Source organism: Moorena sp. SIO3A2 (assembly GCF_010672265.1).
GTDB classification, from domain to species: domain Bacteria; phylum Cyanobacteriota; class Cyanobacteriia; order Cyanobacteriales; family Coleofasciculaceae; genus Moorena; species Moorena producens.
The window spans coordinates 138,488-161,460 of sequence record NZ_JAAHHC010000006.1; the positions used below are offsets into that span (position 1 = coordinate 138,488).

Consider the following 22,973-nt stretch of genomic DNA (forward strand, 5'->3'; position numbering starts at 1 on the left):
TAGAAGAGCCGCACCCAAATCATTTGTAAAATCAGCAAAATCGGTAATCGTTGCTGGGCAAGGGTTATAGGGATTTGGCGTTCGCGCAGCGTGGCCAATATATTTCACGAATCATTTAAGACTGCTATATGTGGAAAATACATTGTCAACAAGCACAATAAGGCCGAGTTTATTAAGAAATATTAGTAGTTTATTGACAATATACATTGACCCTGTATAGGTAATTAGAGTGACAAAGTAAGTGTAGTCGATCGGTTTTAGCGGCTCCTAGGTCGCATGGCGTAGCGTGACCAAAGGTCAATCCCGGGTGCTAGTGGATAAACAGATCACAGAACATAGGGTATATAATATGAACCTTCGAGTATTGATTGCAGCGGAACATGCATCTGCAAAGTTTGGTGGTGAAGCAGCTCTTCCATTACATTACTATCGAATTTTGCGCCAACGAGGAATTCCTACTTGGTTAGTCGTACACGAACGCACTCGTGCAGAATTAGAGGCATTATTTCCCCAAGATCAACATATTGCTTATGTTCCTGACACCATTTGGCATCGTATGTTGTGGCAGTTAGGTAATCTGCTGCCTACCCGTTTATCCTACTTTACCCTAGGGCTAGTTATGCGTCTTTTGACCCAGCTGACCCAGCGGCAAATCATTGGCCGTATTGTTAAGCAGGAGCAGATCAATATTATTCATCAACCGATTCCAGTATCCCCTAAAGAGCCATCTATGCTGTTTGGAATGGGTGTACCGATCATTATTGGTCCTATGAATGGTGGTATGGACTATCCTCCAGGTTTTCATAAACTCCAAAAGAAAACTGTCAATTTAACCATATTTTTGGGACGGAAGTTTTTAAATATTATGAACCAATTGATACCTGGAAAGAAACAGGCAGCATTACTCATAGTGGCAAATGAGCGAACCCGAAAAGCACTACCTCAAGTCGCCTGCAAACAAGTAATTAAAATAGTAGAAAACGGTGTAAATTTATCTATATTTAAGCCTCTATTATCTGCGTCTAGCAACAGTGAAATAAAAACAGTAAATTATATTTTTATTGGTAGGCTTGTGGACTGGAAAGCCGTTGATATATTGCTGATTTCTTTTAAACAGGCATCCCTAAAGTTTCCTATCAGCTTAACTATTATTGGTGATGGAACAGAGAGGGATAAATTAGAGAAACAAGCACAAGAACTCAAGATTTTATCCACAACTATCCACAATACTGGTAAAGTATTTTTTGCTGGTTGGCTTTCTCAGGAAAAGTGTTCAGAGCAATTACAGCAGTCTGATGCGTTTGTTTTACCCAGTCTTTTAGAGTGTGGTGGGGCAGTGGTGCTTGAGGCAATGGCAAAGGGACTTCCAGTGATTGCCACTAATTGGGGAGGCCCAGCAGATTATCTCGATACTTCTTGTGGAATTCTTGTAGAACCCTCCTCTAGAGAGGAGTTTATTGATAGTCTTGCCAATGCAATGCTGACGCTGGCCCACTCACCCCAAAAACGCCTTGATATGGGAAGAATGGGCCAAAATAAAGTTATGCAACATTTTGATTGGGAAGTTAAGGTAGATCACATGATAAAGATCTATCACAAGGTGATTGCTGACCACCTAGCCAGCTCCAAGATACAGTCCTGACTACCTGACACAAGTAGTTCAAACCCAATCTGTCCTTGAATAAGATTAGCTAAAATCTTCAAGAAGTGCCTCTTCTGCCTTGACCCTAACGAATAACGTCATAGGTGCATCGGATTTTTGTAATTCTTAAAAATCGGTATTATCTTGGAAAGATGAGTAGTTTGCTCATCCCTATTACTGCTGGCTAATTTCGGCAGTAATTCAAATTATAGCAATTATCATAGCTATGAGGTACACTCGGGATTTTAGGGAACAGGGAACAGCGGATCACCGGAACAGATAAGAGTTAATCTGGAATAGCGATGCGCTGCATCAATACAGGGAATCCACCTCAAATAATACTGTACCTCATGAATGCGACAAACGCTATAAATCATTATTATCAACAACACCAATATCCTCATTCCAAAGTTTAGAGTTATTCAGAATAAAGTCTTGCATTAATTGATAGCAACTATCGTCGTTTAAAACCTCAACAATAACACCTCTAGAACGAAGTAATTCTTCTTCACCTAAGAACGTTTTGTTTTCCCCAATCACAACATGGGGGATCTTGTACAACAAAATCGCGCCAGTACACATACTGCATGGTGACAATGTAGTGTACAAAACGACATCTTGATAAAAAGAAGCAGGTTGAGAGCCAACATCTTCAAGAGCATCCATCTCGCCATGAAGGATTGCACTACCTTTTTGGACTCTCCGGTTGTGCCCACGCCCTACAATTTCACCACCCTTAACCACAACTGAACCGATCGGTATTCCTCCCTCTTGGAAACCCATCTGAGCCTCTTTAAATGCTGCTAGCATAAACTGATTCACAATTCCACCTCATCACTCTGAGCTACTGCATTTTGGCTATATATTACGACAAAAACTCCCCGATTTTTAAATCGATTGCTACCAAACATTTGAGATAGCGATGAAATAACAGCAAATCAATGAAATACTCTTTGTTGCTAATTTCTAAACGAGTAAGCTTATGCCCTACGCGCACGCTACGCGAACAGCTTATGTGCTACGCACACGCTACGCAAACCGCTGTATGCTTACTATCACTCCACCCCCTCCAATAACAAAGCCACTTGTTCAGGTGCAGGAAGTTGATTCTGCAATTGTTGTGGTAACGTTGAAACTATTCGATAAGTAGCAACACCAATCGGTTTGTTTGACTCCTTCAACGCATATTCCACAATGGTCTTATCTTTAGACTTGCACAGAATAATTCCTATGGCATAATTCTCCTCTTTTAGCCTAACTTTGTCATCTAACGCTGCTAAATAAAACTGCATCTTGCCTATATATTCCGGCAAAAACTCCCCGATTTTTAAATCGATTGCTACCAAACATTTGAGACTGCGATGAAATAACAGCAAATCAATAAAATACTCTTTGTTGCTAATTTCTAAGCGATACTGACTGCCAATGAAGGCAAACATCCCTCCCATTTCTCGTAAAAATGGTTCGACTTTAGCTATAATTGCTTGCTCTAACTGACGCTCACTGTACTGATCAGCTAGTTCCAAAAAATCAAAGGTGTACTCATCTTTAACGGCTAACTTAGCTTGCTTACGAATATCCTCGGAAACTGTCTGTTCAAAATTAGTTTGATTCAGCAACGTTTTCTCGTAGGTTTGATTCTCTATTTGGTGAATCAAAACATTTTTTGTCCAGCCAAATTTCCGCGTCATCCGGATATAAAACTCTCGCTCTAAGTCATCTTTACACTTTTGCATAATAAGCAAATTATGACTCCAACCAATTTCTGCAACCAATGGTTGCAGTTTTTCATTTTGAGAGTAGGTGAGATATAAATTGCGCATATTCCAGATATTCCGAACCGAAAAGCCACTGATACCTGGAAACTCCGCTTGTAAGTCTTTTGCTAGTTGTTCTACGACTGACTTACCCCAGGTTTCTCCCTGTTGACGGCTAAAAATTAACCGTCCAATATCCCAATAAAGAGTAATTAATTCCTTGTTGACTGCTTTGAGAGATTGGTACTGGGCCTCGCGAATGCGCTGCTTGACTTCTACTAGTAGTTGCCGATACTTCCCTGAATCCAAGTCACTCATCTGGTTTCCGTTTCAACAACATTTGTCCAAAAGGTGATCATAACAAACCTAAAGCAGTCAGCGGTCAGGGGTCAGCGGTCAGCCGTTGGCCGTTGGCTGATAGCTGATAGCTGACCCCTGACTACTTAGTTATCCCCTCAAATCCTCTGTCGAGAATCCTCAATATCCTTTCTTAGCTCCTCTAGCTTCCCTTGTGCCTCTGGATCTTCCAAATTTAAACCCTTTTGATAAATTGCCTCAGCAGCCTCTAGCCATTCAACTGCTTCAGCAAACTCTTCTAGGTTGTGGGCAATCTCACCAAGCTGTTCTTGAATTTCCGCCTGCAATGGCAAATTGTTAGTCTTTTTAGCCAGTGCCAGGGCTGTGCGGTAACGCTGCTGAGCCTGTCGCTTTAGTCCAATGCGCTTATACATGTCAGCTTGGAGCTGATAAATGGCAGCATTGTCTGTACCAGCTTTGATTCTTGTTTCTAAAACCTCAATGGCATTTTGATTGAGACAAGTGTTGGGATAATTTTGATCTTGACAAGTGCTGTGATAAAGATGAGCTTGCCCCAAAGCTTTGGCATCTGCATCCAGATTTTGTGTCTCAATCTGAGCTAGGTTTTTCTTCAGCTCCTGCTCCTGCTCATCCGTCAGCAGGGTAATGGTGGGAGCTGACTCTTGATCGGGATTTTCAGGTGAAGAGACACCGGTACTAGCAGTCACAACTATAAAATAATCCCGATCCCGTCGGAGTTGGGAGCTATCAGGGTAATCAACTATGGGTTCAGATACCCGTTTTTCCCACACTGGTCTTGCCAGATACTTAATAGTAACATCATAGTGGGTGGCTTCTTTCATGGCATGCCAGCGCAGGGTCAGGGGTTGATTAGGACGTAGTGCTGTATTCCTAGGACTGATCAGGTAGGGAAGGTCTTCATTCTCGATGCCACGTCCAGGTGCAAGATCATCTTCCGGTCGGAACAATATTCCTGAATTTGAGCAACCTTCAGACACCTTAAAAGCTGTTCCTACAGCAACTTCCCAATTACTGAGATTATTGCAGGAAACTGTAGCAGAGGACTGAGGGTTTTTGACCCAGATTCGGTCTGTGAGCTTGAGGCGATCTCCTTTGTAAGCCCGACGATAACCAAACCACAGGGGACGTTTCACTTGAACATCTCCTGTGAGAGCTGCGATCTCGTAAATACCCTCAGCCGGAATAGTTGCTGGAGCTGCGATCGCGATTAAAACCGTGGAAAGTAGGAAGATGGAGAATAGACGTTTCCAAATCATGGCATTGTTTTCTGTTGTTGAGCTTTCTGAATACGTTGATTAGCTAGATGTAACCAGGTGTCTTCTTCTGGAATCCAAGGATTTCCTATTCCTAAATCATTAGCTAGATCCAGCCATTGGTTTGGTTTGGAAATCAGAGGATTTTCTAGGATTAAATCGCGACAATTTTTCCATTCCTTTAGAGATTCCTGGGAAGCTTCAGGTTTTTTCTGACGTTCAAAGACCTGAGCTAAAATACAAGAGGCAGAGGCACGATTGGGCAGATAGTTTGCTACCTTTGGATTCTTAGCAATATTGATAGCTTTTTCCAGGGCAATTTTAGCTTCATCATCCCGGTTTTGTTTGAATCTTACCCACCCTAAATTTTTATAGAGATTGTACTTATCCTCTGGATAAACTGATTGCTTTGTGGTTAATTTTAGACCTTCAACTAAAATGTTTGCCGCTTTAGGATAGTCCTTTTCTAGAATGTAGAGTCTGGCCAAGTTGTTGTATGCCCTAGGAATGTTGGCACTTACTGCCAACTGGTACTCTTGCTTTGATTTCTTGAGCTGTAACCAGTCTTCATAAACTACGGCCAGGTTATAATGGGCCTTAGCATTATCAGGATCAAGGGCAATCGCTCTTTGGTAGTCGGCTTCGGCACTACTAAGCTCACCGGCTCGATAGTGCTCTAAGCCACGTTGACCGTAAATAACTGAAATCTTGGGTAGGCTAGACCAAAACCCTAGCAATCCCAACACTAGAGCGAGAGTGGAGAAAAACTTGGTTTCAGCATGAAGAAACTTGGGCACCTTCAAACGAGTTAGCAATTCCTCAAAACATTTTTTCAATGCTTCTGAGAAATCGTTATCTTTTTGCTCTTCTTCAGTAAGGTCACTTTTGGCTTTCAGCAGAGTGATCAGAGTTGGTACAATGATGGCGGAAGTGCCAGCTACACCGGGACCACCACTTAAGAAACGACTAACAATGTTGACTAGCAGAGCCAGACTGACACTCCAACCTGCAAAGGTCACACCGTTAAACACCCAGTCGTAACGATCTAGCGGATGAGGAGGACGCTGTTGATCCAAATACCACCACCAGCCCTTAGGCTTTGTTGGTAGACTGTGACGATAGGTAGAAAGTTCCAGAGCTTGGTCAATCCGTTGTTTGTGTTGTTGGAGTTGGGCATCTAGCTCATGGATGCACTCTAGAAGCTCTGCAAGTATGAAGGGTTCCTCAGTGAGGGCATTGTGGAGTGCATCTCTGGCACACAGAATCTCTAGAGCTTGTTGATCACTCAAGGGAGAATCTGTGGCTAGGGACTGGAGGGCAGCTCGATATTGACCAAAAAAATGGGTCTCAAGCCCTGTCCTTCTAGGAGACGAAACCTTAGAATAAAGGAGCCTTTATGGTTGTTCAGCTATACGTAAAAGAGGTGGGATCCGTGGCGAATTTAATTCTTAATACGGAAAGCGCACCTTTGGTTAAAACTTGGCGAATTTTGGCTCCTTTATTCTTACGGTAACTTGAGGCCGTAGGCCACGCTTGGCCGTAGGCCACGCCAAAGGCGAACGCGAACAAATCATTAAGTTCTCTAATTTAAAAATTCATTTTCTTAGCCACTTCTTTGAACGAATTTTCAATGGCCGCGAGACTCTCAGTGGTCAATATTTTTTGGCGGTACTTAGTTACGCATACTAGGTGCATTTGCAAGGAGCTTAATACTGTGCCAATATTCCGTAAACCCATTGTCAAATCTTGTAGATTACACTATAATCGGAGTACAGACCAACTATAAAACGCCAATTGAAAGCAAGATACCAATATCGTTTTTATCCAACTGACCAACAGAAACAGGACTTAGCTAGGCTGTTTGGCTGTGTCAGAGTCGTGTGGAACGATGCTCTGGCTATTTGCAAGAAATCTAAGAAGGTTCTAAAATCTGGAGACTTACAGAAACTGGTCATAACTCAGGCTAAAAAGACCGAAGAAAGAAAATGGTTGTCTGAAGTGTCAGTCGTTCCTTTGCAGCAGTCCGTAGCTGATTTGGGAGTTGCTTTTAAGAACTTATTTGAGTCGCACAATGGAAAACGAAAAGGACGAAAAGTTAGGTCTCCACGATTCAAAAAGCGTTCCAATAATCAATCAGCAAGATTAACTCGCAGAGGTTTCTCTATTCAAGGTGATGGAGTTTACTTAGCCAAGATTGGGGTAGTCAAACCGATCTGGTCTAGGGAATTGCCATCTGATCCAAGCTCTGTGACCATTATCTTAGATTGTGCTAACAATTATTTCTTGAGCTTTGTAGTAGATATTGAGCCTGTTCAAGTTGATGCCAAGAACCAAAGCATTGGGATTGATCTAGGTATCAAGACTTTCGCGGTAATGAGTGATGGGGGTCATGTCAAGAGTCCTGACTATTCAAAACTAGATCGAAAATTACGCAAACAAACACGAAAGTTTGCTAGACAAGCCAAGGGGTCTAACCGGAGGGAGCAAACTCGCATTAAGATCGCAAGACTAAATAATAAAATCGCCAACAAAAGGAAAGACTTCCTGCATAAGTTCTCAACTAGGATAGTCAGCGAGAACCAAGTAATTGTCCTAGAAGACCTTAACGTGTCAGGAATGGTCAAAAATCGCAAACTAGCGCGAGCTATTAGCCAGCAAGGTTGGTCAGAATTTAGGAGTCTAGCTCAAGCAAAATCAGATAAATATGGCAGGGATTTTCGGGTTATAAGCCGTTGGGAACCCACTAGTCAAATCTGCTCAGATTGTGGGTTCAAGTGGGGGAAACTCGATTTGTCCGTACGCTCAATACTCTGTGTTAATTGTGGAACCGAGCAGGACAGAGACATAAACGCTGCTAGAAACATAGAAAAAGTCGGCATGGGGCATCGGCATGACTCTAAATGGGCAAGGAGGGGCGATAAGACTGTTGAGACCGTAGGTCACGCGGGGCGCGTTCGGCAGCACACCCCGATGATCTGTCAAGAATCACCGTTCTTCTAGGACGGTGAGTATGTCAACATATCTGCCCTGGCTTTTGTAGAGTAATGCCAGATTATTGAGGCTGGTTGCTACATCGGGATGGTCTTGACCGAGCAGTTTTTTCTTCCGTGCTAAGGCTTGTTGATAGAGGGGTTCGGCTTTCGGATATTTCCCCTTGTAAAAGTAGAGGAATGCTAGATTATTGAGGCTTTCTGCCACATCACGGTGTTCTTCTCCCAAGATTTCCTGCCGAATCTCTAATGCTCTCTCAGCTAGGGGAATCGCTTCTGAGTACTTTCCTTGCTGAAAAAGCTCAATGGCTTGCTGATTGAGTTGAGAGGCTTCTGCTAGGGATAACTCTTCAGCCCTTTCACTCCCTGGTGAACTGGGTTGTTGAGCAATGATACTTTGCCCCCAGCTAGACCTAGGGAAAGCCACTCCCATTGCCATCACACCGACAACGGTGGCTAAAATTGCTGCTCCCTTAACAGATAGGTTTTGATTCATTTCCTGAACACCGTTTGAGATACGCAACAAACCTCACGATAGGAAGTGGGGGTGATACAGTAGTGTGCCACTCACTATTATTCTTCCACTGAAATTATAGCTATTGGGATTTATAGCAACCGAAGTATAGTTTAGTTAGCAAGTAGAGTGGGCAGTGCTTGAGACAGATCAGATCAGCTGGCCTTTAGGCGTAGGTAGGCACTACTCACCGACGATTAATCCCAATGGTGCCAGATGTGAGTATAAACATTTCCAGGATCACGAATTGTCTTAAAAAACTATAGTCAATCAAGGTTTTATCCTAATAACTTACCCTTTAAATATTTATATAAAATTCCTTGTTCGTTACCGTAACGATAATTTTTACAAGCTCCTTGAGTTTGAATAATTTATGTGATGGGAATAGTTTAATTATCAGCAGACTCTAATAATTTAATCGCACTCTTGCGGAATTTAATAGTCATTTTTAATCCCATCTGTTAGATCAGTTACTTCTTCAGTCTCATAGTCTTGAGGTAAGCCAAAGCTGGTGTCAAGCTCTTGTTGCTCTTGATCACTAACGTAAGGCATTAACATATGACAGAGTAAGAGTCTTTCTTCTCTCAAAACTTCTCGGATGCTTTCTTTAATCAGTGTTTTTAAGTCTTGAGTTTCCATCGCTTTTGAATTAAAGGTTATTTTTTTAATTATATACCAAAGGGAACAGGGAACAGGGAACAGGGAGCAGGGAGTAGGGAACAGGGAGTAGGGAACAGGGAACAAACATTCTATCAATTGATTTAGGATTGCTATAGCATTTTTTATACTAGGAAGTCGGGAGTCGGGAGTTGGGAGTCGGGAGTAAAGTGAAAAAAAATAGCCGTAGAAATACTATCCACGACTATTTCAATTTTTTATGTCACAAAATTAGCAAATATAACCTGCTCTGATTAGCCAAAGGTCACGCTACAAAACCAGACCAAAACCTTGGCCGGGGGAGAAAACCCCCCCAGAAATTTAAGGTGTTATGGCAACAACCAATACTTGGTGATTGTAGTGATTACTTCCCCTGGAACATCAGTCGGTTCCAGAGGGGTCCATTCCGCTATCTCTGCATAGCCTAATGCGTAAAGCATCTGCATGCTATAAATTACTGCTTCACGAGAACCTTTCAGAGTTTGATGAGCAGGTTGTTTCTTGAAGTTTTGCTTGAATTGTTGTGACATCATAAAAAACTTAATTTCGGTTAATATTGATTATTGTAATGATTATGATTTGAGTAGTCAAGGGTTTTAAAAAGTTTTTTTTGGGATTTTTATGGTTAATAAAAAATTAGCGATCGCTGTTAGCGGAAGCTTCGCTTCATCGCGTAGCGTTAGCTTTGCGGCTCTTCCCTCTGTTCAAGGACAACCAATTAAAATGTTGATTGGGGGAGGAATTGTCATTATAGTTGGTAATTTATCAGCTGCTTGGGGACTAGATGAAGAGCTTGCTCTACCACGAGAGATGATCCGCACTGCTGTGGGAAATGGGTATTAATATCCTGCATTTTGCTTGGTGTCGGCGGCAACTAACTCTGCATAGTAGGAACATTGCTCTCCAACACCCTAGTTTGCCATCTTCTCCAACTAGGCCAAAAACTCTTCCAGAATCACCGATGTCTCCAACACAGAATAGGAAAAGAAAAAAACTTTTGATTTGTTAAATTTTTGATAATTTAGAATTGGGAATTTATAATTTATAATTTAGAATTGGGAATTTATAATTTAGAATTGGAATATGCCTGTCGTGTTGGTACAAAAACTCTTTTCTACTTTGGTCAGACAATTATCACTGGTGCTAAAAACTGGAGTTTGTGGACATCACCTCTGGCTCGGTGTAGATAATAGTCTATACAGACACAATAAAAACCAGTGACTATTCAAACTCAACGTACTAGTGGTTTTATCGACCCCTGCCCTTATATTGCTATCGGGTCTACACTACTGGTATTTTTAGCCTTATTCCATGGTTATCGGTTCCAGAAAACACTGCTATCTACTACCGTCAGTGCCAGGGAAGAGGAACCGCTGCAACTTCAAACACTGTCCCTCAAGCGCCAGCTGATTGGTGCTCTTCGCATAGAAGCTAAAGCAAAAATTCCCCTTAACCGATGGGTTACTTATGAAATCCAGTTACTCGATGGCCAAGGTCAAGCATTCGCCTCCGCCATCAAGCAAGCCTGGAATGAATCAGGAACTTGGTATGATGATGGGGAGTCTGGTAGTTGGCAAGACGATGACCTGTTAGCAGGACTTGATGTTCGCGCCAAGCAGGAAGAGATGGTGACCATTGCCATTGCAGTTTTGGAGTATGGGGATACATCAGGAAAAGTACTTGATCAACCAGTGCCGTTTCAGGTAACTGTCCAAAATGGAGTGATAGATACGCGCTATCTTTGGCCAGGTTTAGTGGGGACATTATGTCTGACCTTGATGACTTTATATGCAACGCCATTAACCGGGAAAAAAGCCATCTTCAAAACGATTAACGATAGCGACCCCAGCGATCGCGCTACTGTCGGTGGTGCAAATCGCCTTGTGCGGGTTAAAGTTGATGTTAAGGCAGATGAAACTTCCCCATCAAAACTAGAAGTTCGCCTTTTTCTCAAGGACTCCTATGGTGAGCAAATCTATAACCATTCGTTTCCCTTGCCTATGACCTATCTCAAAAACAACGGCAAGATCAAGGGAGCAACAGGTAAACTACAAACATTCTTCCTGTTGGAATCTCGCAGTTCCTATGGCTTCTATGTGGAAGTATGCCCAGATGCATCTGTCGATCGCACAACCTTGAGAGTTATTGATGGCAACCGTACCTTCACAAGCGTTGAGGTGGTAAAAATTAGTCCAACCTTTGATACGCCATGAATAGCTTATATCATGTCCGGATAATTAGTTATCAAAAACCTTATTCGATGAAACCTTACTTCTTTACTTCTGCCTTCTGCCTTCTGCCTTCTGCCTTGTTTTTGCCCTTAGTATAAGTATTCAACCGGACATGATATTAGAAACAGCTAGGGGAGTGTCAAACAGTTTTAGCTGTTTCACGGGCTTCGAGCAAGATGCTCCCACTACGCGAGCAAGATGCTCGCACTACTTCTATTTTCCATCCAGGAATTGATCCCATGTTGACTAAAATTTTGACAGCGACGACAGTTGCGATCGCACTATTTACCATAATCGCAGGTTACACTCAGCGTTCAGCCCTTGTCCTGCGGGAAGAAAAACAAAATAACTACTGGCCCCGACATCGGACATATTTATCCGGTTACTATTATCTAGGTATTTGGAAATCGTCCCCCAATCGCTCAGACTATGGTAGCTTTCGCGGAGGCGGTCCGGCTACCGGGAAATAGACGATGGAAGATGCGATATCAGATGGGAAACCGATACCTAACTCTAGCATCCCATCCCTCAAACGGGACCAGCGTTGGTTGCTCATGATTGCTGCTGCGGTTTCCTCAATTTGTGGACTAGCGGTAGAACTGTTGCTGGGAACTCTAGCAAGTTACTTGGTAGGGAATCAAGCTCTATCCTATGGTATTTCCGTTGGAGTATTTCTCGCAGCAATGGGTCTAGGGTCTTACCTGAGTCAGTTTATTGCTGTCAATCAGACCAATTCCCCATCTCTACAACACCAACTACTCTTAGTCTTTGTCAAAGTTGAACTACTCATTGCTCCCCTAACTGCCCTATTGCCTTTAGGACTATTTGCTGTATTTGTTAGGAATGGTTCCATCTGGCTGGGTTTATTCTTCGTCACTATTGTCCTGGGAGTACTAGCAGGACTGGAAGTGCCGCTACTGACCCGAATTCTGGAATTGGACAAAGGGGTGCGGGAAGCATTAGCAGGTGTTTTAGCCTTAGACTATTTGGGAGCACTACTGGGTTCCCTGGCTTTTCCCATCCTCTTATTACCCATTATCGGTTTATTTCCTACGGCTTTTGTCTTAGGGTCATTACCGGCCTTGATGGTGTTTGCCATTGGCAGACGCTTTCCCAGACTGCGGCCCTGGGGATATTTGGGTTTAACCCTAGGTATTCTCCTGTTTACCTTGGCTCCCTTAGCCATTCCGATTAGCGACAAGCTGGAAAATACTCTGTATAGTGGGCCAGTGATCACCCGCATCCAGTCTCCCTACCAACGCATTGTCCTCACACGACAAGGACAGGATGTTCGTCTCTTCCTCAATGGCGATTTGCAATTTTCCACCCTCGACGAATACCGCTACCATGAAGCTTTAGTGCATCCCGCCATGAGTGCTAGTGTTGGTAGGCGTCGGGTTCTGGTGTTGGGTGGAGGTGATGGTATGGCCTTGCGGGAAGTGCTCAAATGGCCAGAAGTCGAACGAGTCCTACTCATCGATTTAGACAGCGAGGTTGTCAAGTTAGCTAGTCATCACCCTCAATTAGTCCAAGTTAACGATAACTCTTTTTCCGACCCCCGTGTCGAAGTGTTGTATGCTGATGCTTTCATTAGGGCACCCGCACTCAACGAAACCTTTGATGTGATTATTGCCGACTTTCCCGACCCCGATCAAAAGATTATTGCCAAGCTTTATGCAGAAGGATTCTACCGCCGTCTCTTACCGCGATTAGCAGACAAAGGCATTTTTGTGACTCAGGCATCTAGTCCCTTTTTTGCTCCCAATGTTCTGAGTTGTATTGCCGCAACCTTGGAAAATGTGGGACTATTAGTTCATCCCTATGTTATAGATGTCCCCAGCTTTGGGCCTTGGGGTTTTGTCCTAGCATCAAGGCGATCGATTCAGCCGGACACCCTCAATTTATCCGTATCAACTCGCTTTCTGACCCCAGGCATTTTACACTCCTTGTTTGAGCTGCCAGGAGATATTAAGTTGGGTAATGTCGAGGTCAACCGCCTTGCTCATCCTGTGATTGTACGCTACCAATCTGACCCCCGTTGGGCAGCTTACTAAAAAAATTGGGTTTAAAGCCCCCTCCTTCTAGGACGGCTTTCTATTGAAAACTGTTCTGACGTTTGTCGCCAGTTAGCAAGTAGGGTGGGCAGTGCTTGAGACAGATCAGATCACCTCAGCTTTGTGCTTAGATAGGCACTGCCCACCGACGATTAATCCCAATGGTGCCAGATGTGAGTATAAACATTTTCAGGATCACGAATTGTCTGAAGAGACTATAGTCAATCAACGTTTTATCCTAATAACTTACCATTGAAATATTTAGATTAAATTCCTTTATCGTTACCGGAGCGATAATGTTATCAAGCTTATTGACTTTGAATAATTTCTGTGATCGGAATAGTTTCCTGATCTCCTTCTACTTCTATCGATTGATGCCGAATGTGCTGACGCAACACCTGATTAATCAAGGTTTGATAATTGCCTCCACCAGATAGATGTACCTGCTCACGAAACCACTCAATAACATCGTTATCTAAACAAATTGTGATCCGAGTTTTACCAGATGGCATCGGGTCAATCGCGCCACGCTTACCTTGACTAAAATCATACTCAGCTTCCATCTTCATCCCTCCAAATATTGTTTACGTTCAGTACGAGTGGCTTTGCGAGCTGAAATCAAACGGATTTGATCACCTCGCCAGGTATAGACCACAACCAAAACGGGTGCATCTCAATGCATGCTATTTGACGCGGTGGTGCGTTACGGGCAACAACCTAACACTTGCTATGGCTTGCGTCTTGGCGAGCCCGTCCCTAACACACCCTACGCCTAAATTCTAAATTATAAATTCTTAATTCTTAATTATAAATTCTTAATTCTTAATTATAAATTCTTAATTCTTAATTCTTAATTCTTAATTCTAAATTCCCTCTTTCGATAAGTATCAAAAAAAAATAGCCGTAGAAATACTATCCACGACTATTTCAATTTCTTATGTCACAAAATTAGCAAACTTAACCTGATCAGTTCCTATCTGATTCGACCAAAACCAAGGCCCCCGGGGAGAAACCCCCCCAGAAATTTAGCGATGCAGCGCGGTCTTGGGGGTTTCCCCCATGAGCGACTGCATCAAGACAAAGTGTTATGGCAACAACCAATACTTGGTGATTGTAGTGATCACTTCCCCTGGAACATCAGTCGGTTCCAGAGGGGTCCATTCCGCTATCTCTGCATAGCCTAATGCGTAAAGCATCTGCATGCTATAAATTACTGCTTCACGAGAACCTTTCAGAGTTTGATGAGCAGGTTGTTTCTTGAAGTTTTGGCTGAATTGTTGTGACATCATAAAAAATTTAATTTCGGTTAATATTGATTATTGTAATGATTATAACTTTAATTGTCAAGGGTTTTGAGAAGTTTTTTTTGGTAGTTTTGGGATTAATAAAAAATAAGCGATCGCTTTTAGCGGAAGCGAAGCTTCATCGCGTAGCGTATATTTCATATAATCGCTTTTATAAAATTAGCGATCGCGTAGCGTGACTTCGGTCAATCGCACAAGGGCGGAAGCTTAGCTTCATCGCGTAGCGTGACTTCGGTCAATCGCGTAGGTTTTTTTTCAGAGAATCCCTTAGTTTTTAACTATTAGTTTTTATAGCATTTATTGCCTTAAAGTCCCCCTTTTTAAGGGGGACCAACGGGGGATCGGTTGGGTGCATCTCATTTTTGCTGTTTGACACCGTGGTGCGTTACGGGGCGGGCTATCCAAACCCTAGCTACGAGGCGGAAAATGAGGCCACCCCTAACGCACCCTACCCAACTGGAAGGGGTTAGGGCTGGGTTCCTCTTGCCTCTTTTCTGTTCCCTGTTCCCTGTTCCCTGTTCCCTGTTCCCTGTTCCCTAAAACCAGAAAATTTGTACCTCACAAACTTGAAATCCGCTAGACAACCCCAGACCAAGAGCTACAACCAATATCTACAGACTTGACTAGGATCTGGTTTCACCGACTTCATCGTTTTGTCCTGATCGTAGTCAAAGGTTCTCTCACAAAAGCCACTTTCACTCTCCAACGCACAATTCAAAACAGTTTTATAATTTTTGTAATGATGATTGTCTATAACATCAAATTTACCCATTAAGTTGTCTCGAGAAAATGAAACTAGATAGGCATAGGGCAAATGCTGATATCCTTCATATTTAAATGGGTCACAAGGAACTTTGTCATAAACATTTTGGATACGAATAGTTCGTGTCTCGGGGTTTTGTTGCGGTGCCTGTTGTTGATAAAATTCTACAAATGCTTGGTTGCCTACACGAGGGGAAGCATAGTTGTAGCTTGCAGACTTGATATCTGGTCTAGACAACGCCATATCAAGTGTGAATAAAGTGCTCAGTGTAGAGCCTAAACTATGGCCAGTAATATACAGAGTATCGATCGGTTTTTCAGATGCTTGGTATTTATCAACTAGGGCAAACACCTGATTCTGCATCGAGGGTGTGTTCCCATCACTATTGGAATAGATATGGTAGAAACCTGATTCAACCCTAAGCTTAGATGGCACTACAACATCTTCCTGATAAGGTACAAATGTTGTATGATTAACACCAAAAGTATCTATTAGATCCTCTGTGGAATAAGTACCTCTAAAGGCAAATATATAAGTGTAAGGAGACTGCTGAGATCGAAACACTACACCATAACACTCAACAGTTTTGTATTTATTAAAAATCGCATCAACACCAGTCCAGTAGTCTACAAAATCATAACCATCCGGTGGAGACACCTCAAGACACTCAGCAGGGTTTTGCTTATCAAAAGCATCATAAGTTAGACTGCTTGCTTGCGCTAAAAGGATGGCCCTGGTGGAATCAAGGTCAGCAGTTGTGAGGTAAGTAATTGTGTTATCCATCACGCATGCTTTCATTAGGATTGCTATATATAGCAATCCTATCTGATTTGTGAAAGAAATGGTCTGCTTTAAGGCAGGAAGCAGACGGCAGATGGCAGAAGGGAAGGGAGAAGGCACCAGTTTTTAACAATTCCAGTGATTTTACAAATAATTTAGGATTGCTATATAGGCTTCCTCCCCAGCAGCAAGGATGAAGCCAATGGCATTACTGTCGAGTCTGTTAAACCCTAGTCATGTAATTATTTTTTGCACAAAAGTCTATACAATTAATTGCTGCTTCAGAATTAGCAACAGAGGGATGCACGGTACATTTAAGACGATAATCACCAGTAAAAAACTGACAGTTAGAACAGGGAATTTGATGCAGTCGTTTGGCAACAGCAAAACTTTCTCGGACTGCTGACAAAACCGTCCAAGCTAGAATCATCATTATCCCCCAAGCCAAACAAAAGCAAATCAAGTCTAGATAAGGCTGGAGGGCATAGATCAGTACGTAAAGAAGTTGAAACACAATTTAATAGACTTCTTGCAGAAGTCGGGAACAGGGAGCAGGGAGCAGGGAGCAGGGAGCAGGGAATAGGGAAGAGGTAACACATTTTGTGTACCTCATAGCTATGATAAAAGCTATAATCTTTTCTCCTAATAACTAAAAGGGAATATCATCTAAATCTTGTTGATGACTAGGGCTACCAGAGGTTGGGTTTTGAGGAGATGAAGACCCAAAAGAAGAGTCAAAGCTTTGCTCAGTATTTTGTTCAGTGCTGGTATAAGCAAAATCTTGTCCGGTATTGTTAGGAGAAGAAACTGATGACGACATCCGATGTTGCTCCATGGATACCACCTTATCATGAGGTGCGACCCGTGGCGAATTTAATTCGCCAACGGAAAGCGCACCTATGGTTTGGGGACGAGATGGTTCTGGGGTCTGCTGGAAAGTTCTTTCCGAGCCCATGACTTGTGGCTCAAAGTGATCATCTGTTCCCAATTTGTGAATCCGGGAAACATTCAATTCTGCCCGTTTTTCCTTGAACCCTTCTGGTCGCTCAATCACATTCATCCTTAAGCTACCTTCAATCACCACGCGATCGCCTGTGGAATAGTTTGTTTTAATTTCATTGGCCAAATATTCCCCCCAACCTACCACTTTTAAGGTGGATGGGGATTCCTCAGCCTTAACACTGGCGAATTGTACTAGCATCTGAGTCAGGGGTGTCTGATTCTCTGAGGTGTAACGCAGTTCTGGATCCTGAATAATTTGTGCCATTAAAATGCAGCTGTTCATCTCCTATATCCCTGGTCCTTTGAATGTTGACTCCTTATTATAGAACAAGCGTACCAGTACTCTTGGCTTTTCTTTGATTGAACTTAACCTACCAACAATTAACTACCAACAAGGGCATAGCGGTGACTTTCCTGAGGTCTACAAACACTCTTTAGGTGCGCTTTCCAATGGGCGAGTAAATCGCCCTTGGGTCGCACCTGAGGAAAGCCACCGCTATGCCTGTTAAGAGCCGATTAATCGGATTTATGACACGGCTGAAGGTTGTGCTTCTACACCTTGTTCTTTTTCAACGAATTCCTGAACATGGTTGCGATAATGCTTGAGGTTTTCCTCAGCCCAATCCCGGTCATCGCTGTTGGCAAAAATATGAACTAAGGGTTCGCCAGCATCGGGTAAAATCAACACCCAGTTATCATTTTGCGGGTTGATAATTTTAACTCCATCGACAAGTTCGAGCTGCTCACTGGGATGGGTTTCGACCAGATGACGCATGAGGCTACCCTTAACTGTCCAAGGACAGCGCAGAGTAACGGTTTTGTACCATACCCGGGGGAGTTCGGCACGAATATCAGCAAGCGATCGCTCTTGGACTGTCAGCATCTCGATCAACTTGGCGATTCCAAACATGGCATCAAAGCCTGGATGTAGTTGGGGGAAAATAAAGCCCATGTCCCAACTACCTCCCAATACCACATTGGGGTTGCTTTGAGAAGCTTCCATCAGTGCTGTGGGGTTAGCTTTGGTGCGGATCACCTTGCCATCATGGCGTCGGGCAATTTGTTCCACCGCACTTGATGTCTGGACTGGAACCACCACAGTTCCCCTGGGATTAGAGGTTAACATAATATTGACCATCAGTGCAGTCAATACCTCACCTCGAATCGAGATTCCCGATTCATCAACCAAAATCAGCTGTTCCCCATTAGCAGAGACCTGCACGCCAAAATTGGCTTTTAGGGCCTCGACCACCTGACCCAGCTGATTGAGCAAACTCTCTCGTTCTTCTGTGGAGATAGCTGTTTGTTTCAAACTGGCATTGAGGACTACTGCATCAGCCCCAAATTTCGCTAACAGTTGGGGTAACACCGCACCAGACACAGCATAAGCATAGTCAATAACTACCTTAGCACTACTGTTGCGAATTGCCTCTACATTGAGATGCTTCTCAAAGGCAGTACCGTAGATATCGATTAACTGAATCGGGTAGTTAACATTGCCGATATCATTGATCTGGACTCGTCTTAGGTCTTCTTTAAAGTAAGCCCCCTCAATTTTTTTCTCTTTACCCTTGCTGATATTAATTCCCTTGGCATCAATAACTTCGATCAGGATATGATCTGGTCGGTCAGGATGCACTCGCACATGGATACCTCCGGAGACCCCTAGGGTTGGTACCACGGTTCGAGCCACGGGAATTGCGGTTGCATCTAGGTTCTGGACATCGACACCCACAGACATCAACCCCCCAATCAAAGACCGGGTCACCATGCGACAGATACTACGCTGGTCACGGGAGAGTGATACTTGGGAGCCTAGTTTTAAGGTAGACCCATAAGCCGCTCCCAACTTAACGGCAAATTCAGGAGTAATATCGATGTTGGCTAAGCCTTGGACACCCCGCTGACCAAAAAGATTCCGTTGGGCAGTGTTGCCCCAAATTAAATTGATATTCAATGTTGCACCTGATTCTATAGTTTTATTTGGCCAAACCCTTACAGTGGGACTAATTTGAGCTTCTTCTCCCACTTTAGACAGGGAACCGACAACGGCACCTTCCAAAACCTGAGCACGACGGTCTACCCTGGTTCCCCTGGAAATGGTGCAGGCACTCAGATTAACCTCTTCACCAATTAACGCTCCATTCCAAATAATCGGTCGTTTCAGGTTAGCGTGAGCAGAGATGGTAACATTATCGCCAATTACTGTTCCTGCTTCGATGTGGGCGTTTGGCCCAATCCGGCAGTTGCTACCAATTAGTACTGGGGTTTCAATCTTGGCAGTAGGGTCGATATAGGTATTTTGTCCCACCCACATTCCTGAGGATTGTTCTGGGTAAGCAAAGTCTAGTGTGACCTTATTCATTAAGCCGTCATACTGGGCTTCTCGGTAAGCCTCCAGGTGACCAACATCACACCAATATCCCTCAGCTACATAGCCATACATTGGCTCATCTTTCTCGAGGAGTTTCGGAAACAGGTCTTTAGAAAAGTCACATTCCTCATTTGATGGCAGGTACTCTAGAACCGATGGTTCAAGAATGTAAGTGCCAGTGTTAACAGTATCGGAAAAAATTTCTGAGGTCGAAGGTTTTTCCAAAAATCGGCGGATGCGCATTTCCTTATCGGTGATCACCACCCCGAACTCAACGGGATTGGGAACGCGAGTTAGGATTAATGTCGCCTTTGATTTCTTAGCTTTATGAAATTCGATCGCAGCAGTCAAATCAAAGTCGGTGATGCTATCGCCACTAATGACTAAAAAGGTTTCATTGAGTAATTCGGAAATATTTTTAACACAACCTGCAGTACCCAGAGGCTGTTCTTCTTCTACCGCATAAGTCATCTTTACCCCAAAGTCACTGCCGTCTTGGAAGTAGTCCCGCATGACATCTGGGAGATAGTAAAGAGTGGCAATGACCTCAGTGATATTGTGCCGTTTGAGTAGATTAACAATATGTTCCGCAATGGGTCGATTCAGGATTGGCACCATGGGCTTGGGCAGATCACAGGTCAACGGTCTAAGCCGTGTTCCTGAACCACCAGCCATCAGCACTGCTCGCATAATTCCTCCTCTTTTAACCCGTTAAGGGGTTTGATCATGTTGTCTACGTTCATTTGTCTTTTTATGGGCTTTTTTTAGTGAAGTACTTTCCTCCACAAACAGTGACTTGATCTGAAAACCGTGATTTTGGTATGGCCTAGTCGATAGTGATTCATAAGTGATTCACATAGGTGCCCTTGACCCATTAAGAATTAAATTCGCCACGGGTCGCACCTAAATAGTGCTTTCGACAAAGACTGGCGGAACCATAACAACGACACTGGTGTCGCCAAGTTTCCTCCTCCCTGAGAAGAAAGATCCCGTGTTGACCCGCTCCTTCTTCACTCACGTAATCATGACTACTGAGTTTGGCTAGTCTGTAACTCCTAAGGGTGACACCACATAATGAAGACTAGAGAAACTGGATCTGGATCAATGCTACTTTGAGCTGTAATCCGAATCAATTCGTAGGTGCGCTTTCGTGTCGCACCTGTTGATTAACCTACACACTTATGGTATTGAGGTCATGGTCTAACACTTGCTTGATAAGGTAAAATTATCATTAATATAAAAATTATCTTATAAAAAGCACCCGAGGTGAAAAACCATGTCACAATAACCAAATGTGTTCTACCCAGATTCATCGACGGTAGTTAAAACCGCCCCAAGGGCTCGCTTTTCCTCCCTGTCAGGCGAGACGCCTATCTTACTTGAGACGGGGTTTCCAAATATGGCAAGATTTTTGATGAATGGCTAACTTAATTGTCTTCGGGTTACTGGTAGTCTATGGGTATGGCGTGTGGAAATTCTGGAGGGGGTTTGAGCGGACTGACTTCAGCCGGAGTTTAACCAATCGGATAGCATTGTCACTGTTGTGGCCAGCTTTAATCGTTGCCAATAAGTCCTATCGCAAAAACTTTACTAAAGCCCTTAAGGGCAGATAGGAGTGGTAGATAGCAGTGGCCGTATTTGGCTGATTGGTGGAACCACCGAAAGTGTGACTCTGGCAAATGCGATCGCATTCAGGGGGATTCCCTGTACAGTAACCGTTACCACAACAGCGGCTAAATCCCTCTATCCCCAAACCCCAAATTTAAGGGTTCGAGTCGGACGTTTAGATACAAATGGGCTAGAGCAGTTTTTGGAGAACCATGGTATTGTAGCGATCCTAGATGCCTCTCACCCCTATGCGGTGGAAATTTCCCAAATAGCGATTTCAGCCGCTTGTGCTCGGCATATACCTTACCTGCGTTTTGAAAGGCAACAGCTAAATTCTCAGGTAAGTTCTGAACTAGACAATTCACCAATAATTTATCTCAATAGTTTCCAAGACCTGATTGCTGGTAACTATCTCCATCAGCAGCGGGTATTACTGACAATCGGTTATAAACATTTACCCTTATTCCGTGGTTGGCAAGACCAATCAACCCTATACGCCAGGGTTCTCCCCAGTGTTACTGCAATTGATTTAGCGATCGCGTCTGGATTTAGCCGGGATCGAATTATTGCCCTGCGTCCTCCGGTACCAGCTGATTTGGAAAAGGCACTCTGGCATCACTGGGACATCTCTGTTGTGGTCACCAAGGCCTCTGGGGTTGCTGGGGGAGAAGATATCAAACGAGCCGTAGCTACTGAGTTAGGCATCTCCCTAGTTATAATTACTCGCCCAGTTGTTGATTATCCGCAGCAAACCAGCCATGTATCTGTGGCATTAGAGTTTTGCGTACGTTATGTTTGAACTCTCTCCCGGTAAATAACAGGTAAGCCTATGGGCTACAGATGGTGCTACTTGAGGTGCCGTCAGCTGTCAGCCGTTGGTCTTTAGCTGATGGCTGATAGCTGATAGCTGAATGCTTACAACAAAAGTTTAAACCATAGCTGGTTGGAGTAACCTGATATTATAAAAGTTGAATTCAGTAGCTGTCCGCCCTTTTTCCTCGATGGCATAAACTACTTGACGAGTCATAATATAATAATCACCAACTTTCTCGAACCTGTCCTCAAATTCTCGTTTAGCCATCAAATCACCAGTTTTGGCATTGCGAAAAATGGCATTGTAGCCTGAAGAAATATACCCTTCTCCTGTATCTAGGCTATGGTTGGTATTAATTGTAAAAGCCATCGGACCCATAACCCGACTGACATGACAAATTTCCCTACCCCGGACTTTATAGTTAGAGCCCATAGCATCACCCTTGACCAAAATTTCCACTGCACCAGTAGAATCGTTTTCACCAAAGCTAAATTGGTTTTTCCCATGGGCTTTTTCAAAGGATGACCGCTTGCGATGGGTCACAATATCCCGCATCTGGTTATAGACACTTTCTTTGACCTTTTCATCATCAAACCCACTGACTTCAACACTGTGATCACTATTAATGCGAACTTGACCAGTGTATACTTCATCACCTTGCTTAATTTCCAGGTCAGCTTTGTAACCAGGAAAATTGTCGTCCCAGGTGTAGCGGTTTTCGTAAGCCGCCTGGAACACTTCACGAGCTGTTTCGTTTTCGATCATAGTCTTGTTAAGTCAACCGATATTTTGAGCTAATAGTTCCCAAACTAGACAAACTATACTAGGGAAGTGTTACTATCCAAAGACTACTCACTAATCTCTGACGGTGCTTATTATAGCATTACTGTT

The 22,973-nt window shown here is 43.4% G+C and carries 24 protein-coding genes and 3 pseudogenes; 10 read left to right on the forward strand and 17 right to left on the reverse strand.

Going from position 1 to position 22,973, the window contains the following annotated elements; genetic code table 11:
- Positions 1 to 349 precede the first annotated feature (349 nt).
- A complete protein-coding gene (locus F6K64_RS08370) occupies positions 350 to 1,642 on the forward strand; it encodes a glycosyltransferase family 4 protein (protein WP_044492033.1) in 1,293 nt (430 codons plus the stop codon).
- Between the two features lie 366 nt (positions 1,643 to 2,008).
- Here the strand turns inward: F6K64_RS08370 and F6K64_RS08375 are convergent, their stop codons facing one another.
- From F6K64_RS08375 to F6K64_RS08400, 6 genes and pseudogenes are all read right to left on the reverse strand, one after another.
- Positions 2,009 to 2,464, reverse strand: coding sequence for a nucleoside deaminase (locus F6K64_RS08375; RefSeq protein ID WP_044492035.1), 456 nt, complete (start codon positions 2,462 to 2,464; stop codon positions 2,009 to 2,011).
- A 46-nt stretch (positions 2,465 to 2,510) separates the two neighbouring features.
- A pseudogene (locus tag F6K64_RS08380) lies at positions 2,511 to 2,615 on the reverse strand (PDDEXK nuclease domain-containing protein); the annotation flags it as partial.
- An 82-nt stretch (positions 2,616 to 2,697) separates the two neighbouring features.
- Positions 2,698 to 3,717, reverse strand: a complete 1,020-nt coding sequence (locus F6K64_RS08385; RefSeq protein ID WP_287265263.1) for a PDDEXK nuclease domain-containing protein — start codon at positions 3,715 to 3,717, stop codon at positions 2,698 to 2,700.
- A gap of 137 nt (positions 3,718 to 3,854) precedes the next feature.
- On the reverse strand, positions 3,855 to 4,994 hold the full coding sequence (locus tag F6K64_RS08390) for a tetratricopeptide repeat protein (RefSeq protein WP_287265265.1): 1,140 nt from the start codon (positions 4,992 to 4,994) through the stop codon (positions 3,855 to 3,857).
- Positions 4,991 to 6,280 carry a tetratricopeptide repeat protein gene (locus F6K64_RS08395; RefSeq protein WP_287265266.1) on the reverse strand — a complete coding sequence of 430 codons (1,290 nt, stop codon included), beginning with the start codon at positions 6,278 to 6,280 and terminating at the stop codon, positions 4,991 to 4,993. The genes F6K64_RS08390 and F6K64_RS08395 overlap by 4 nt, the downstream gene beginning before the upstream one ends.
- A gap of 301 nt (positions 6,281 to 6,581) precedes the next feature.
- Positions 6,582 to 6,728: pseudogene (locus F6K64_RS08400) on the reverse strand (transposase); the annotation flags it as partial.
- Between the two features lie 57 nt (positions 6,729 to 6,785).
- Here F6K64_RS08400 and F6K64_RS08405 point away from each other — a divergent pair.
- Entirely contained in the window at positions 6,786 to 7,991 is a 1,206-nt protein-coding gene (locus F6K64_RS08405) for an RNA-guided endonuclease InsQ/TnpB family protein (RefSeq protein ID WP_008178668.1), read from the forward strand.
- Here F6K64_RS08405 and F6K64_RS08410 read toward each other — a convergent pair.
- The 3 genes from F6K64_RS08410 to F6K64_RS08420 form a co-directional block, all read right to left on the reverse strand.
- A complete protein-coding gene (locus F6K64_RS08410; protein WP_008178670.1) occupies positions 7,977 to 8,477 on the reverse strand; it encodes a tetratricopeptide repeat protein in 501 nt (166 codons plus the stop codon). The two genes, F6K64_RS08405 and F6K64_RS08410, sit on opposite strands and share 15 nt — an antisense overlap.
- Positions 8,478 to 8,930: 453 nt before the next feature.
- Positions 8,931 to 9,251 (reverse strand): hypothetical protein, encoded by a 321-nt coding sequence (locus tag F6K64_RS08415; protein ID WP_202799140.1) that lies wholly within the window; start codon positions 9,249 to 9,251, stop codon positions 8,931 to 8,933.
- 230 nt (positions 9,252 to 9,481) lie between these two features.
- Positions 9,482 to 9,682: a hypothetical protein gene (locus F6K64_RS08420; RefSeq protein WP_008178674.1), complete on the reverse strand. Its 201-nt coding sequence runs from the start codon at positions 9,680 to 9,682 to the stop codon at positions 9,482 to 9,484.
- A 91-nt stretch (positions 9,683 to 9,773) separates the two neighbouring features.
- Between F6K64_RS08420 and F6K64_RS08425 the strand changes: the two genes are divergently transcribed.
- From F6K64_RS08425 to F6K64_RS08445, 5 genes are all read left to right on the forward strand, one after another.
- Positions 9,774 to 9,995, forward strand: coding sequence for a hypothetical protein (locus F6K64_RS08425; protein WP_008178675.1), 222 nt, complete (start codon positions 9,774 to 9,776; stop codon positions 9,993 to 9,995).
- Positions 9,996 to 10,207: 212 nt separating this feature from the next.
- The gene (locus F6K64_RS08430) at positions 10,208 to 10,342 is read left to right on the forward strand and encodes a hypothetical protein (RefSeq protein WP_267871971.1); all 135 of its coding nucleotides are present in this window, start codon (positions 10,208 to 10,210) and stop codon (positions 10,340 to 10,342) included.
- Positions 10,343 to 10,369: 27 nt separating this feature from the next.
- A complete protein-coding gene (locus F6K64_RS08435; RefSeq protein ID WP_008178678.1) occupies positions 10,370 to 11,365 on the forward strand; it encodes a hypothetical protein in 996 nt (331 codons plus the stop codon).
- 194 nt (positions 11,366 to 11,559) lie between these two features.
- Positions 11,560 to 11,853: a hypothetical protein gene (locus F6K64_RS08440; protein WP_008178681.1), complete on the forward strand. Its 294-nt coding sequence runs from the start codon at positions 11,560 to 11,562 to the stop codon at positions 11,851 to 11,853.
- Positions 11,854 to 11,856: 3 nt separating this feature from the next.
- Positions 11,857 to 13,437 carry a polyamine aminopropyltransferase gene (locus tag F6K64_RS08445; protein WP_071104280.1) on the forward strand — a complete coding sequence of 527 codons (1,581 nt, stop codon included), beginning with the start codon at positions 11,857 to 11,859 and terminating at the stop codon, positions 13,435 to 13,437.
- 308 nt (positions 13,438 to 13,745) lie between these two features.
- Here the strand turns inward: F6K64_RS08445 and F6K64_RS08450 are convergent, their stop codons facing one another.
- The 3 genes and pseudogenes from F6K64_RS08450 to F6K64_RS08455 all read right to left on the reverse strand — a co-directional run bounded on the left by F6K64_RS08450 (position 13,746) and on the right by F6K64_RS08455 (position 14,723).
- Positions 13,746 to 14,000, reverse strand: coding sequence for a BrnA antitoxin family protein (locus F6K64_RS08450; protein ID WP_044492115.1), 255 nt, complete (start codon positions 13,998 to 14,000; stop codon positions 13,746 to 13,748).
- A 2-nt stretch (positions 14,001 to 14,002) separates the two neighbouring features.
- Positions 14,003 to 14,101, reverse strand: a pseudogene (locus F6K64_RS38150) (BrnT family toxin); the annotation flags it as partial.
- Between the two features lie 421 nt (positions 14,102 to 14,522).
- Complete coding sequence (locus F6K64_RS08455; RefSeq protein ID WP_008178689.1) at positions 14,523 to 14,723, reverse strand: hypothetical protein; 201 nt, start codon at positions 14,721 to 14,723, stop codon at positions 14,523 to 14,525.
- Between the two features lie 38 nt (positions 14,724 to 14,761).
- Here F6K64_RS08455 and F6K64_RS08460 point away from each other — a divergent pair, with 38 nt between their 5' ends.
- Positions 14,762 to 14,920: a hypothetical protein gene (locus F6K64_RS08460; protein ID WP_287265267.1), complete on the forward strand. Its 159-nt coding sequence runs from the start codon at positions 14,762 to 14,764 to the stop codon at positions 14,918 to 14,920.
- Between the two features lie 419 nt (positions 14,921 to 15,339).
- Here F6K64_RS08460 and F6K64_RS08465 read toward each other — a convergent pair whose 3' ends face one another.
- The 4 genes from F6K64_RS08465 to F6K64_RS08480 form a co-directional block, all read right to left on the reverse strand.
- On the reverse strand, positions 15,340 to 16,287 hold the full coding sequence (locus F6K64_RS08465; protein ID WP_008178691.1) for a lipase family protein: 948 nt from the start codon (positions 16,285 to 16,287) through the stop codon (positions 15,340 to 15,342).
- 220 nt (positions 16,288 to 16,507) lie between these two features.
- Positions 16,508 to 16,798: a hypothetical protein gene (locus tag F6K64_RS08470; RefSeq protein ID WP_008178693.1), complete on the reverse strand. Its 291-nt coding sequence runs from the start codon at positions 16,796 to 16,798 to the stop codon at positions 16,508 to 16,510.
- 135 nt (positions 16,799 to 16,933) lie between these two features.
- Positions 16,934 to 17,569, reverse strand: a complete 636-nt coding sequence (locus F6K64_RS08475; protein ID WP_044492043.1) for a single-stranded DNA-binding protein — start codon at positions 17,567 to 17,569, stop codon at positions 16,934 to 16,936.
- Positions 17,570 to 17,812: 243 nt separating this feature from the next.
- Entirely contained in the window at positions 17,813 to 20,350 is a 2,538-nt protein-coding gene (locus F6K64_RS08480; RefSeq protein WP_008178697.1) for a mannose-1-phosphate guanyltransferase, read from the reverse strand.
- Positions 20,351 to 21,078: 728 nt separating this feature from the next.
- Between F6K64_RS08480 and F6K64_RS08485 the strand changes: the two genes are divergently transcribed.
- Together F6K64_RS08485 and F6K64_RS08490 are read left to right on the forward strand one after the other, a co-directional pair.
- Positions 21,079 to 21,273, forward strand: coding sequence for a hypothetical protein (locus tag F6K64_RS08485; protein WP_008178699.1), 195 nt, complete (start codon positions 21,079 to 21,081; stop codon positions 21,271 to 21,273).
- A 2-nt stretch (positions 21,274 to 21,275) separates the two neighbouring features.
- Positions 21,276 to 22,067: a cobalt-precorrin-6A reductase gene (locus tag F6K64_RS08490; protein ID WP_008178701.1), complete on the forward strand. Its 792-nt coding sequence runs from the start codon at positions 21,276 to 21,278 to the stop codon at positions 22,065 to 22,067.
- Positions 22,068 to 22,196: 129 nt separating this feature from the next.
- Here the strand turns inward: F6K64_RS08490 and F6K64_RS08495 are convergent, their stop codons facing one another.
- Positions 22,197 to 22,847 (reverse strand): DUF3386 domain-containing protein, encoded by a 651-nt coding sequence (locus F6K64_RS08495; RefSeq protein WP_008178703.1) that lies wholly within the window; start codon positions 22,845 to 22,847, stop codon positions 22,197 to 22,199.
- Positions 22,848 to 22,973 lie beyond the last annotated feature (126 nt).